The sequence below is a fragment of the Streptomyces rishiriensis genome, assembly GCF_030815485.1.
In the GTDB taxonomy this organism is placed as follows: domain Bacteria; phylum Actinomycetota; class Actinomycetes; order Streptomycetales; family Streptomycetaceae; genus Streptomyces; species Streptomyces rishiriensis_A.
The window spans coordinates 4,563,756-4,576,367 of record NZ_JAUSWV010000002.1 but is presented as its reverse complement, the minus strand read 5'-3'; the positions used below and the strand labels follow the sequence as shown (position 1 = coordinate 4,576,367).

The window sequence follows — 12,612 nt, the reverse complement described above, 5'->3', positions numbered from 1 at the left end:
GGCCCTCATCCTTCATTCCTCATCCCTCTCGCCTCTTTGTGCCGCCGCCGGCTCAGCGCGCCCCGGGGTCGTACTTCTTCAGCGAGGCCTGGACCTCGGCGGCGTACCCGCCCTCCCACCACGGGACCGTCTCGACCAGCACCGGCTTGGTGCCGGAGGCGAGGACGAGGGCCCGGCCGGGCGGCATCGCGCCGAGGTCGGAGACCTGCAGGACGCGCTCGCGGCGCGTGGACTCGCTGATCGCGCGGTTGCCGGACCAGCCGCCGAACTCCGACTCACGGCTGGTCTGGTACTCGCGCAGCTCGTACTCGCCGGCCAGCTCGCTCAGATCACCCAGGAAGCGGGTGTCCGAGACGCCACCGCCGTAGACGCGGACGTTCGCGGCGGACCACAGCTTCTCCATGCCGCGCTCGCCCCACACCTCGATGCCCTGCGCCCAGGACTGGAGGATCGTCATCAGGATGATCCCGCGCGAGCCGTAGTGCGAGTACAGGTCGGGCAGGTTCCGCCAGCGGCACACGTTGGCCGCCTCGTCGAGGACACCGACGAGGGGCAGCGGGAGACGGCCGCCGCGCTGGGTGGTGGCGTACTCCTCGGCCGCCTCGACGACGGCCACGGTCAGCGCGGTCACCAGTGGCCCGGCGGAGTCGCGTCCCTCGCGGCTCAGCGAGTACAGGGTGCCGCCGCCCCGGACGAACGCGTGCGGGTCGAACTCGCCCGCGTACTCGTCGGCCGGGGGCGTGACCCACCGGTTGACCTCGGGATTGACCAGGCAGGACGCCATCTGCTGGGCGACGCCGTAGATGCCGCTGCGCTGCTTGTCGGGGGCGTTGATCACGCCGGACAGCCCGTCCGCGGACATGGCGTGGCCGGCGCCGCGCAGGATCCGCTCCGGAGCGTCGTCCCTGGGGTTGGACAGCCAGGTGTAGATCTGCGTGATCGGCGCCTTGGCGCAGGCGGCGGCGAGCAGCAGGTTGGCGAGCAGGTCCTGTCCCGCCGGGTCGAAGAAGGCGTCGGTGGAGGCGTTGGCGTCCCGCGAGCCGCTGGCGAAGTGGTCGGCCATCTTGCGGGCCCTGGCCACGTCGGTGACGTACGACAGCGGGTTCCACCACCAGCTCGGCTCCTCCTGCGCGACCTGCTGCGGGTCGAACACCCACACCGGGCCGCGCGCGGTCCGCGGACCCCGGGTCGCGTCCACGATGTCGCGCTTGTTGGAGGTGACGAGGACGGCGCCGGGCCCGTCCAGGATGGCGGGAATGGCCCGCCGGGTCGTCTTGCCGGTCCGCGGGCCCCAGATGTCGACGTGCATGTCCTCGTACGACCCGTACAGCGGCTGACGCCCCTTGACGGACCGTCCGATGAACACGCCCGGCGTGCTCGACTGCACGCCGAGACGCTCGGCGGTGGCGGCCGCGCCCTTCATGGTCAGCTTGCCGAGCTCCTCGCCCTTCGCGAGGTGCCGGGCGGCGCCGTCCACCTTGGGCTTGTTCCTGAACCGCTCCCGCACCCGGTGGGCGACCAGGCCGAGAATCCCGACCACCACCCCCTCGCCGGCCGCGACGGCACTGGCCGCCGAACCCGGCCAGCTGTAGTCGCCCTTGATCACCTCGACGAGGAACGTCAACGGATTGCCGGCCGGCGCGGGCGCGTCGGCGTACCCGGCCCCGACCTTCGCCGCCAGCCAGGCACCGGCGCCGACGAGGAGCACGACCGCGACGGCGATGACGATCTCGAAGGTCCAGTCGTCCTCGGCGCGGGGCTTCTTCTGCTGTTCTGCGGTCACCCGCGGGTCCGTCCTTTCTGGACTTCGGAACTGTCTGGGAAGCTCGGTCGAGCGGTCCGGTCAGGCCCTCGTCGCCGCGAAGGCGAAGAGAGCGTTGTCGGCGGTGACGAGCGTGTAGCCGTTGCTGGTGAACTCCAGGGGGATGTCCACGTCCTCGGGGAGCATGCCGAGAAGCAGGCCGCTCCCCGTCGCCAGGGCCGCGGCCTCCTGGTCGAGTTCCGCGTACAGGACACCCCGGGGCGTCACGGTACGCGGCCGGATGTCCTTGCCGCCCGTGTCCTGCCGCCACAGTTCGACGCCGGTGCGGGTGTCCCACGCCACCGCTTCCTCGGCGAAGTTCACGGCGGCGATCCACCCGTCCCCGTGCTCCGGTCGATCACCGACACGGGCTCGTTCACGCCGGTGCCCCGGGTCGCGTATCCGCGGCCGGTGTCGAGCAGTCGGGCCTCGGCGGGCAGGACGAGATTCCGGCCGCCGCCGATCGGGGCGAGGCCGGGGATCGCCTCGCCCGGGTAGCGGGCCAGCCGGGTCGTGGAGGCCGAGGCCCTGGGCCGGTCCTGGCGGGTCGCCTCCGCGCCCGCCCGACCGTCGTCGCCCCCGCAGCCGGTGACGAGTCCCCGTGACAGGACGGTGCCGGCGGCGACGGCCGACAAGGGGTGCCGTGCGGTGGCCACCGTCTCAGGCGCCCTTCTCTTGGCCCGTGCCGTCGCCTTCGACCGGGTCCGTGCCCGGCGGGATCGGGACGCGGTAGACGCCGGTGATCTGGTCCTGGTAGTCCCACTTGCTGAACTCGACCGTCTTGCCCGGCCGCGGAGCATGGATGATTTTGTGGCCCTTGGGGTCCCAGACCAGGCCCACGTGGCCCGAATGGCCGGCCTCCGGCCGGAAGAAGATGACGTCGCCGGGCTGGGCCTCGGACAGCGACACCTCGTACTTCTTGAGGTAGGGCTCCTGCGTGTACGTCGTCGTGCCGATGTTGATCTTCCCGCCGCTGGCCATGTAGTACACCCACTGCGTGAAGCTCGAGCAGTCGAAGCTGGTGGGGCTCTGGCCCTGGAGTCGCGGAGCGCCGAACACATAGGGGACGCCGATGCCCCGCTGGGCCCAGCCGAGGACCGCGCGGATCACGGGGTCGTCGGCGTCGGGGATGACGCCGGAGGCACCGGCGCCGTCCGGGGCGACGGCCGCGCTGCCGTTCTCCTCCGCGCAGTCGGCGTACTGGGCGTCCTTGCCCTGGTCCTCGTCGACGGAACCCGGAACGGTGCCGTAGTCCGGGTTGGCGGTGATCCGGCCCTTCATCCATGCCTGAGGGTCGACCATGCCGGGGCCCGCGTCCTGACCGCCGACGAACGGGTTGTCGACCCCCGGGACCCGCACCTCCCAGTGCAGGTGGGGCCCGGTGACGTTACCGGTCGCGCCGACCGTGCCGATCTGGTCGCCGCGTTTGACCGTCTGTCCGACGGACACCTTGATCGAAGTCTGGTGGGCGTACAGCGTGATGACGCCGTCGGCGTGCTGGATCTCCGTCTCGTTGCCGTACGAGCCGCCGGGGCCCGCGTGGACGACCTTGCCGTCGGCCGGGGCGTAGATCGGGGTGCCGGAGGTCGCCACGAGGTCGAGGCCGGTGTGGTAGCCGAGGCTCCACATGCTGCCGTTCTCGTGGTACTTGGTGCCGAGGGTGTAGCTGCCCTCCTTCAGGGGCCACTGCCAGCCGGCCCCACCGGTGGGCTGCTTCGCCTCGGGGAAGGCGACGGTGCCGACGCCGGTCGTGTCGAGGGTGCTCGTGGTGTACGCGGCCGGCGCCATGGCCGTGGTGGTCTGCGCGTCGTCGCCCGCGTCCAGCGGCGGGGTGGACCACGAACGGGGGGAGGTCGCGGCGATGCTGAGGGCCGAGCCGGGCTGGGCGTTGTTGCCGACCGGCTCCGGGATGTCCGACTGCTGCCCGAGCGTGGGGAAGTCGGGGTTCTTCTCGACGGTCTCCTTGAGATGGGCGTACCAGCGCTTGATCAGAGCCTGATCGCCCGTAAGGACCCCGTGATAGCGGGTGGCCTGGGTGATGACGACACGCGGGTAGATCGTGTTGGAGGCCGTGGATCCGGAGTAGATCTGCAACGCCTTGAAGGGTGCGGTCTCGGCCTTCTTGGCGTGCAGGAAGTTGGCGGCGGCCCAGGCCGCGTCGTCGATGTTGTAGAGGTCCTTCTTGCCGTCCCCGTTGCCGTCGGCGCCGTAGTCCGTCCAAGCAGGGGTGCCGAACTGGAGGATGCCCATGTAGCCGAGGGAGTTCTTTCCCCCGGGTGCTGCCGACTTGTCCTGACCGAACTTGGTCTCCTGGTACATCTGCCCGGCGATGAGGGCCCAGTCGAGGCCCTCGTAGCGGGCGGCGGCGCGCATCGCGGCGAGGATCATCTTCGGCGGTATCTCGTTGCGTGCCGCCTCGCTCGGCATGTACACCTTGCCGGCCGGCAGGATCGGGTTCGTGGCCGCGGCGTCACCGGTGTTGCCGGCGCTGGCGTTGTCGGCGTAGTCGCCGCAGGCGGCCGCGACAGCGCCGTTCCCGGTCCCGCCGATCATGCCCATGAGGATGATGGTCACCAGGGATATGCCACCGAATGTCAGCAGTCCGCCGCTGCCGCCGAGGATGAGCCAGAGCTTGAGGTTGCTCTTGTCCTTGCCCTTGTCGTCGCCCTGGCCGCCTCCCCCGGACGCGGCCTGACGGGCCTTCTTGGCGGTCTTGGCGATCTTCGCGGCCTTCTGCGCGGCCGCCAGTACGGCGGGTGCCACCATGCCGGATCACTCCCCCGATTCGTCAGAGGCGCCCACGTCGCCGAGACCGAAGATGTCGAAGCCGGAGACGACCCACACGCCGCTCTCCTCCTTGACGGTCACCAGCCACCGGTTGGACTCCGTGACGGTCTGGCCGTCGGTGGTCCGTGCGGCGGTCACGTTCACGACGCTGGAGATCGACCGGCCGCTGTCACGCACCAGGTCGTCCGAGATCATCGCGTCCCGCACGACGGTCGCGGTGCCCTTCGAGGAGCACCGGCCTGCCTCGCACTGGGCCCAGTCCTTGCCGGTGGGCAGGGCGGTCACCTGCTCCATCTGCGTGTCACCGGTGGTCAGTTGCAGCAGCGGGGCGCTCCAGGCGGCCGGCTTGCTGGCGTGGTCGTACGTGTTGAGGCCGGCCATGTACTTCGCCATGACCTCGTGCGCCGCGGCCACCTCGGTGAGCGCGACGATGGGGGTGGCGCCGCCGCTCGGCTGCTGTGTTCCGCCGGATCCGGAGTCCGCGTTCGCTCCGTCCTGCCGTGCGGCCGTGGCGGCGGAAGTCGCCGCGCCGTCGTCGCCGCCCGAATCGTCCCCGTCGAAGACGGTGAACACCGTGAGCACGGCGACCAGCAGAACTCCGAGCACCGCCAGGGCGAGCAGCCCCGAGCGCTTGCCCTCCTCAGGCACATCCACGCTTCCCGCGCCTCCCTTGTGCTGATCCGGTACGGCGGGTGACCGGGACACGGTAGGTGGAGGCGGACGAGGGAGGCCGCGAGGATTCCCGGCAGGGAAAGGCCGCGCCAGAGCCGGGAAAACACGGGAAATCGGTTCCGCTCCGGCCGCCCCGATCACTCGGGACGTGGATCCACCGGCAGCGGGTCGAACGGGTACGCCGTATGCCCGTCCTTGGGTGAACAGGCCGCGAAAGGACCGGAGTCGGCGTCCATCAGGACCCGCAGATGCGGGTCGGCGTGGTGCAGCCACCACGTCGACATGCCGAGCGCCGGATCCTGACGCAGGTGTTCCCAGGCCAGCCAGAGCGCGGAGAGGCGAGCGCCTGCCTCGGGGTGCTCCCACCACGTGGGGCACCAGGTGGCCGTGGCGCCGTTGACCCGGCGGCGGATCATCTGGGCCAAATAGTCGGAGACGAAGACGAAGACGTCCGCGAAGTAGAACTCCGGTTCCTCGGCTGCGGGTTCGGTATTGGTCATCGTTCGACTCCTGCGGGCTGCTGTCGGGGAAGCGTCGGCGGCACGGGCGAAGGCCGCGGCCCGGTCGTGGACCCCGTGGCCCGCGGCCTGCCCGCGCGGGGCGGCGGGACGGGCGACGGGGCGTACGTCGACGCCGGGGAGGGACGCGTTGACGGCGGCGGGCCGCGAGGTCTTCGCCCGTGCGTCCACCATCAGACGATCACCCGGTCCGTCCGCGCGATCAGGTCAGGACGATACCGAGCAGCAGCAGTACGACCACCACGGCGCCCATCACGATGCGCGCCGTCGGGTCCTCGCGTTCCCACAGATCGTGGACGACGGCCCAGCCCGTCAGGCGCGCGGCCCGACCACTGTGGATGTCGGACGCGGACGCCTGCTGTCCCTCGTCCACGACCTCCTCGTCCGCCGACGACGGTTCGGGGTCCTCGTCGAACCCGACCGGCATCCCCTGCTGCTCCTGCGCCACCAGGACCATCTGTTCGAGGAGTTCGGGAATCGTGTTCGGTGTGAGGGGATAGGCGAAGGTGCCGTACGGCGTCTCCACGCACAGGCTGGCCTGCCAGGGGTTGCCGGGCTCGTAGCCGTCGATCCAGGCGTGCCCGGCCTGGAAGACCTGTGGGGCCGGTACGGCGGCGGGGACAGGGGCGGGGACCGGCGCCGGGGCGGGGGCAACTGCGGGGGTCGTAGCAGGGGCCGGGGCCGCACCAGGGACCTGTTGGACCGGCGGAACCTGCTGAGGGATCTCCCAGGTGCGCGGGTCGGGCTGCTCCGGGGATTGCGGCTGCTGCGGGTACTGCGGCTGCTGCGGGTGCCCGTTGTGGTCGGTCAACTCTCGTCCTTCGCCGGGTCCGTCGGGTCCAAGGGGTGGTGCCGGGTGGCGGTAGCCGGGCACCGCGGGCGCACGTGCCCAGCGCATTGTGGGCCCAGGGCGGGCCGGGGCGGCACGGCAGCTTCCCGCCGTGTTCCTGACACTTTTCCCGACCGGTTTCCTCATGGGCACGACATCGGGAATTCCCGCAGTCCCGGCGAGGAAAGCGACACCGGTCCGGTGACAGGTCTTTGTCACACTGCCAAGCGCACCTGGCCGGGCCAGGGCCCGTCGTGCGGTGCGGTCGTGAACCCGCCCAGGCGGACGGGGAACCGACTCGCTGGAGTAACCGACTCGATGACAGACCACAACAGCCCTGCTGGCGCGGTCGGCGGAGGCCAGCCTTCCGGGCAGCCCGGGTCCTTCGGTCCCTCCCAGCAGCCGCCGCAGCAGGCGTGGCAGGGGCAAGGGCAGCAGGCCCCCGTTCCGCAGCCGGCCCCGGCCCCGCAACAGGCCGCCCCGCAGCAGCCGCAGCCGCTGCCCTCCGACGCGGCCCGCGCCCAGGTCGCCGCCGCCTGGGTGCGCAGTACGCCCCGGGCCGGCCAGGCCGCCGTCCCGTCGCTGCCGCCGCGGGAGACGCGGTCCCAGGGCGAGTCGAAGAAGGACAAGCGCGAGCGCGAGCGGGCGGCGCGCAAGGCGGCGTACGAGCAGAAGAAGGCGGAGAAGGAGCAGCGCAAGCGCGGCGGTACGGCGACGGCCGCCACCGCCCCGGCGCCCGCTCCCGCGCCCGTCACGACCGCCCCGCATCCGCCCCAGCACGGCCATCACGCCCCCGCCCACAGCTCTTCCACCATGTCGCTGAGGGCCACGGCCGCCCCGACCACGGGCGCGTCCGCCCCCGGCGCAGGCCCCGTCGGCACCGGCGCCCCCGGCCAGGCCGCCTCGAAGCCCGCCCCCGCGCGCGACTTCGTCGTGCCCAAGCCCGGCGGCCGTATCTCCACCGGCGGCCGCCGCACGCACGTCGCACTCCGCGCCACGCTGCTGATCACCACCTGTGTGTTCGCGCTGGGCTCCTGCGGCGTGATGGGGCTGGTGATCGGCAAGTCCTCCGGTCCCAAGACCGCCGGGCTGGACACCGCCGACGTGAACAAGTACCGCCTCACCGACTTCCCGACCCGGCAGGCGGCCACCTTCGCCGAGCAGTACGCCCTGCTGTGCATGACGTTCTCTCCGGAGACCGCGTCCACCCGCCGGGCGAACCTCGCCCGCTACGCCTCCTCCGGCGTCGACGCCGAATGCGGTTGGAGCGGCGAGGGAACCTCCACGGCCGTCTCCGCCACCTGGGACGGGACCGCCGAGAAACTCGCCGAGTACGGCGACCACGGCCGCTACATCGGGGTCCAGGTCCGCACCGACGACGGCACGCTCACCACGCTCACCGTCCCCGTCTACGTGAAGAGCCTCACGACGGGCGAGGGCATGCGCGTCGCCGGCGATGTCGGCCAGATGCCCCTGCCCGGCCGCGCGGACGTGCCGGAGACGGACCAGGACGACGAGGTCGTGGACGACGCGCTGGGGCAGCAGCTCCAGCAGCAGGTACTGCCTGGCTACTTCGCGGCCTGGGGCGCCTCCGACGCCACCGCGATGACCCGCTTCACCACACCCGACGCTTCGCAGTCGGCCACCTCCGGCCTGGCCGGACGGCTGACGACCCCGACGATCAACGACGTCGTCGCACTCGTCCCGAAGAACGTGCGGAACACCGACCCGTACGCGTACCCCGCCGGACAGGCCGTCGAGATCCGCGTGGTCGTCGACTGGGGTGACCCGAAGGGCGAGACGGTACGCCGCGCCTACCGGATGACGGTGGTGAACACGGCCCAGGGCTGGTTCATCAAGGACATCCGCGGCGGCGTGCTCGACGCGCAGGGCGGACGGGCCGACAGCGAGGGGGGCACGAGCGCCGGTACCGGCGCCGCCTCCCCCTCGACGAGTCCTTCCACCTCCGCCTCTCCCTCCAGCTCCGCCTCCACGACCACTCGGTCGTCCACGGGCCGACCGCCCGGCAAGTCCTGACCGGGACCGCGCCACCCTCGACCCCAACGCCTGCCTACTGCTTCACCACCCGAGAGGAAACACCGTGTACCTGGCCGCCACCACCATGGAGGACATGTTCGGAGAGATCGAGACGATCCTCCGCAACGCCGGCACGATGGTCGCCGTCATCGCCCTCCTCATCCTCGGCATCCGCATGCTCCTGTCGATGAAGCGCGGCGACGGCATGCGCGAGGCCTTCCAGGGCTTCGGCATGATCGCGCTGGCCGCCCTCATCATCGGCGGCGCCACCGGCCTCGCCGGTCTCCTCATCGACCTCGGCGGCCAGATCGGCGGCGGCAACGGCTGACTCCGTCGCCGGATGGACCGTCAGTAGCCGTCCCCACCAGAGGAGTTCGCAGACATGAGCCAGGAGGCACCGGAGCCGCTGGTCGCGTACGACCACACCGATCTGGTCAACCGCCCCAAGAGGATCTGGAACTGGGGCAACATCCCGCTGCCGGGCCTGCTGCTGCCGGCGCTGGGCGCGGCCTTCGGCTTCGGGCTGATCTGGCTCATCGTCCTGTTCACGATGTCGGCGTTCCTGCCGTTCCTCGGCATGTCGATGTGGACGTCGATCCTCTATTTCGGGCCGCCGTTGGCCGTCTACTTCGTCTGGGGACGGCCGCTGCCCTCGGCGCTCACGCTGAGCCAGCAGATCGTGGTGTGGACCGACTGGTGGTTCCAGCCCAAGCGCCTCCAGGGCCTCGCCGCCGACCAGGAGCCGGAGGAACTGCACTGGCAGGTCATCCTCTTCGCTCCCGGCTCGCAGCGCTGGCAGTCCCGTTACGAGGCCGCGCGCCGGGCCGCCGCCGAGCGCGGCAGCGCCTTCTCCACCTACCGCTGACCCTCTACACGTCAACTACCCCAGGGTGACTCCTCCATGTTCATGTTGATCCTTTTGGGCGGGGCGGCCGCCTTCTTCGTGGTCGCCATGATCATGGCCGCCTCGTCGAGCAAGAAGAACGGCCAGGGCGGCTCGCGGCAGTCGTCCCCGGGGCGTTCCAAGCCGTCCGGCTCGTCGGCCGCCGCCCGCCGCGAGGACCTCCGCCTCCCCTACCGCTACGCCGACGACATGATCTTCGTGCACGGCGACTCGGTGTGGACGGGCATCGTCCTGCCCAACGCCATCGACGAGTACCTGAACGCCGGCGAGCTCCAGGCGATGGCCGAGGGCCCCGCCCGCGGTCTGCTCAACCTGGCCCGCGGCGACCGCAACGTCGAGTGCCACTACCGCAAGGTCTACCAGCCGATCACGGCCATGACCTGGGCGGAGGAGCTGAACGCGGTCGCCTGGGAGCCCACCGAGAACTACAAGGCGTACAACCTGCGCAAGGCCGAGTACCAGGAGCGCATCGGCGCCAAGCGCGAACGCAACATCCTGCTGGTGAAGCTGGGCTCGCTCAAGCGCACCAACGGCGGCAGCGGGGTCGTCGCCCAGGACGACGAGCCGTACGACGAGCCCGGCCTGCTCCAAGGCGTCCGCGGCGCCGCCGACCAGGCCGCCGCCACCGCGACCGGCGTCGCCGACGAGTACCTCTCCCCGCACGTCCTCGCCGAGTGGACGCAGGTCGCCGTCGAGGTCCACGAGAGCCTGGAGGGCCTCAAGGGCACCCCGCTCAGCCGCGAGGAGCTCGTCTGGCTGATCCGCAAGCCGCTCCACGGCGACCTGCCGGTCCCGCCGGAGCCGGTGCTCGGCTCACGCGCCTGGGGCCCGAACCAGTTCGACCTGGTCGTCGACTTCTCCGGCGAGAACCGCAAGACGCACATCGTGCTGAACCAGTACGACGAGGTGACGGGCGAGCAGCAGACCAGCTACACCACCACCCTCGTGGCCGCCAACTGGCCCGCGGAGACCCGCTTCCGCCAGTCGACCGCGTGGGCGCGCTACGCCGCCCAGCACGTGGACTTCCCGGTCGAGATCGACATGCGGTTCACGCTCATCCCGTACCTGAAGTTCAAGGACCGCGCCGACAAGATCCGCGGCAACCTGGTCGACGAGATGAACGACATGGCCAACTCCGGCCGCAGCCCCGACACGAAGCTGGCCACCCAGGTCACCCGCGCCCAGGAGCTCGTCGACGACATCGACGAGCACAAGATGCCGGGCATGGAGGCGCAGATCCGCTTCACGATCTCGGCGCACGACGTGAAGGAGCTCGAGCGCCGGCGGCGTGTGCTGGAGATGCAGTTCAAGCAGGACCTGAAGGTCACGCTGCTGCGCCCGACCCGCCAGCAGTGGCGGCTGCTCCAGGCACAACTCCCCGGCGACGCTCCCAAGTTGCCGATCGCGCCCTACCTCCGGCTCCAGGAGGTCGAACAGCTCGGCGCCGGCCTGCCCACCGCGGGCACGGAGCTGGGTGACAACCCCGAGCACCGTTCCGGCAAGCGGCTGGGCTGGGTCGGCAACCTGGTCGGCTGGGCGGGCAAGATGCCGGTCCACTACTCGCTGCACGTCGGCCCGGCCCGCAACGACGGCGGTGGCCTGGCCATAGTCGGCGCCTCCGGCGGTGGCAAGTCCTCGCTGGCTTTGCAGAAGTTCTACGAGGAGTCGGAGTCGGGCGTCCGCTGCCTGGTCATCGACCCGAAGACCGACTTCGCCCAGCTCTGCTACTACCTGGGCTTCGGTGCCCAGGTGAACGACCCGGACTTCGCGAGCGACGCGGAGACGGGCCTGCTCGGCACCCCGGCCAGCAAGTTCCAGCCCGTGAACCCCGAGTTCTGGGCGGAGACGGAGGTCGTCGACCTCCTGAAGGGCCAGGCCGGCGTCCTGGACCCGTGGGTCATCGCCCGGGACGTACCGGCCGGCCGGCTGCTCGCCGAGTCCATGCTCCGCGGCTTCCTCGGCGACGAGGACTACCAGCGCGTACGCCTCCCCGTCATCGAGGGCATGGCGACCGTCATCGGCCGCTACAACTCCGCGATCCGCCAGGCGGTCGAACAGGGCTACACGGCCCGCGACGCCGAACTCGCCGTTCCGCGACCGACGCTGTGGCAGGTGGTCGACGAGGTCGTGGCGGCGTACGACCACGCGGTGGCGTCCGGCGACCGCGAGGCCATCAAGGATTTGAAGCTCGCGCAGATGCTCCTCACCGAGCTGCGCACGCTCCCCTACGCCCGGCTCTCCTTCGCCGAGCGCCCGCAGCCGCTGTCCAGCATGCGCAAGCGCCGCACGGTCATCACCCTGCGCGGCTTCCAGTCCCCCGCGGCCTCCGACCCGCGCAGCTGGAACCCGGCGGAGCGCCTCGCGGCCACGGCCCTCATGGCGGTCGTGGAACTGGGCAGCCAGATGCTCGACGTCGGCTACGAGAAGAACCCGGTGACCGGCGAGATCGGCCTGCGCCCGAAGGCGCTCTTCGTCGACGAGGCATACGTCGTCACCGCCACCGAGTCGGGCCGCGACCTGATGCGCCGCGCGCTGAAGCAGGGCCGCTCCTACCTCGCGGTCACCGTCCTGATCACCCAGCAGGCCATCGACCTGGTCCAGATCGAGGACTCCGAGGCCCGCAGCGGCGGCGCCAACCAGATCCACACGGTCTTCGCCTTCAAGCAGAAGTCGGCGCAGGAGGCGTCCATGGTGGCCCCGCTCCTCGGCCGCCCGGAGAACGACCCGAAGGTCATCGCCGCCCTCCAGGAACTCCGCACCGGTGTCTGCCTCCAGCGCGACGCCGACAAGCGCGTCGGCACGGTCGCCGTCGACCTGGTCTTCAAGGAGATCCTCGCCGCCACGGACACCAACGGCACCACCCGCCCGGCCCGCCAGGGCGTCAACCCGCCTTTGAGCGTCTGGGACTGGACGTTCCTGCAGGAGGTGGAGGAGGACCCGGCACGTTCGGCGACACACGCGGCGGAGACAGCGCCCGTATGACGCCCGGACTTCACTGGCACCCGGTGGCCACCGCACCGCGAACGCACTGGCTGACGGCTGCGTGCTGACCAACTACCCCTCC

11 protein-coding genes are annotated in these 12,612 nt (G+C 71.1%); 4 read left to right on the top strand and 7 right to left on the bottom strand.

Features of this window, described 5'->3' with window-relative positions; translation table 11 throughout:
• Positions 1-52: 52 nt before the first annotated feature.
• The 7 genes from QF030_RS22895 to QF030_RS22865 all read right to left on the bottom strand — a co-directional run bounded on the left by QF030_RS22895 (position 53) and on the right by QF030_RS22865 (position 6,589).
• Positions 53-1,783: a type IV secretory system conjugative DNA transfer family protein gene (locus tag QF030_RS22895; protein ID WP_307164511.1), complete on the bottom strand. Its 1,731-nt coding sequence runs from the start codon at positions 1,781-1,783 to the stop codon at positions 53-55.
• A gap of 60 nt (positions 1,784-1,843) precedes the next feature.
• Positions 1,844-2,125 carry a hypothetical protein gene (locus QF030_RS22890; RefSeq protein WP_307164510.1) on the bottom strand — a complete coding sequence of 94 codons (282 nt, stop codon included), beginning with the start codon at positions 2,123-2,125 and terminating at the stop codon, positions 1,844-1,846.
• Positions 2,122-2,457: a hypothetical protein gene (locus tag QF030_RS22885; RefSeq protein WP_307164509.1), complete on the bottom strand. Its 336-nt coding sequence runs from the start codon at positions 2,455-2,457 to the stop codon at positions 2,122-2,124. Before QF030_RS22885 ends, QF030_RS22890 begins: the two co-directional genes overlap by 4 nt.
• 4 nt (positions 2,458-2,461) lie before the next feature.
• A complete protein-coding gene (locus tag QF030_RS22880) occupies positions 2,462-4,567 on the bottom strand; it encodes a peptidoglycan DD-metalloendopeptidase family protein (RefSeq protein ID WP_307164508.1) in 2,106 nt (701 codons plus the stop codon).
• A 6-nt stretch (positions 4,568-4,573) separates the two neighbouring features.
• Positions 4,574-5,242 (bottom strand): hypothetical protein, encoded by a 669-nt coding sequence (locus QF030_RS22875; protein WP_307164507.1) that lies wholly within the window; start codon positions 5,240-5,242, stop codon positions 4,574-4,576.
• Between the two features lie 155 nt (positions 5,243-5,397).
• On the bottom strand, positions 5,398-5,952 hold the full coding sequence (locus tag QF030_RS22870) for a DUF4913 domain-containing protein (RefSeq protein WP_307164506.1): 555 nt from the start codon (positions 5,950-5,952) through the stop codon (positions 5,398-5,400).
• Positions 5,953-5,980: 28 nt separating this feature from the next.
• On the bottom strand, positions 5,981-6,589 hold the full coding sequence (locus QF030_RS22865; protein WP_307164505.1) for a hypothetical protein: 609 nt from the start codon (positions 6,587-6,589) through the stop codon (positions 5,981-5,983).
• A 336-nt stretch (positions 6,590-6,925) separates the two neighbouring features.
• Here QF030_RS22865 and QF030_RS22860 point away from each other — a divergent pair, with 336 nt between their 5' ends.
• From QF030_RS22860 to QF030_RS22845, 4 genes are all read left to right on the top strand, one after another.
• Positions 6,926-8,644 carry a conjugal transfer protein gene (locus tag QF030_RS22860; RefSeq protein ID WP_307164504.1) on the top strand — a complete coding sequence of 573 codons (1,719 nt, stop codon included), beginning with the start codon at positions 6,926-6,928 and terminating at the stop codon, positions 8,642-8,644.
• Positions 8,645-8,708: 64 nt separating this feature from the next.
• Positions 8,709-8,972, top strand: a complete 264-nt coding sequence (locus QF030_RS22855; protein WP_307164503.1) for a hypothetical protein — start codon at positions 8,709-8,711, stop codon at positions 8,970-8,972.
• Between the two features lie 54 nt (positions 8,973-9,026).
• Entirely contained in the window at positions 9,027-9,509 is a 483-nt protein-coding gene (locus QF030_RS22850) for a hypothetical protein (protein ID WP_307164501.1), read from the top strand.
• A 36-nt stretch (positions 9,510-9,545) separates the two neighbouring features.
• Complete coding sequence (locus tag QF030_RS22845; protein WP_307164500.1) at positions 9,546-12,530, top strand: ATP-binding protein; 2,985 nt, start codon at positions 9,546-9,548, stop codon at positions 12,528-12,530.
• The last annotated feature ends 82 nt before the right edge of the window (positions 12,531-12,612 follow it).

Excerpts from the sequence above, each read along its gene's own strand:
- QF030_RS22850 (WP_307164501.1), top strand. The coding sequence starts at position 9,027 with ATGAGCCAGGAGGCACCGGAGCCGCTGGTCGCGTACGACCACACCGAT.
- QF030_RS22870 (WP_307164506.1), bottom strand. The coding sequence starts at position 5,952 with ATGGTGGACGCACGGGCGAAGACCTCGCGGCCCGCCGCCGTCAACGCG.
- QF030_RS22845 (WP_307164500.1), top strand. The coding sequence starts at position 9,546 with ATGTTCATGTTGATCCTTTTGGGCGGGGCGGCCGCCTTCTTCGTGGTC.
- QF030_RS22880 (WP_307164508.1), bottom strand. The coding sequence starts at position 4,567 with ATGGTGGCACCCGCCGTACTGGCGGCCGCGCAGAAGGCCGCGAAGATC.
- QF030_RS22860 (WP_307164504.1), top strand. The coding sequence starts at position 6,926 with ATGACAGACCACAACAGCCCTGCTGGCGCGGTCGGCGGAGGCCAGCCT.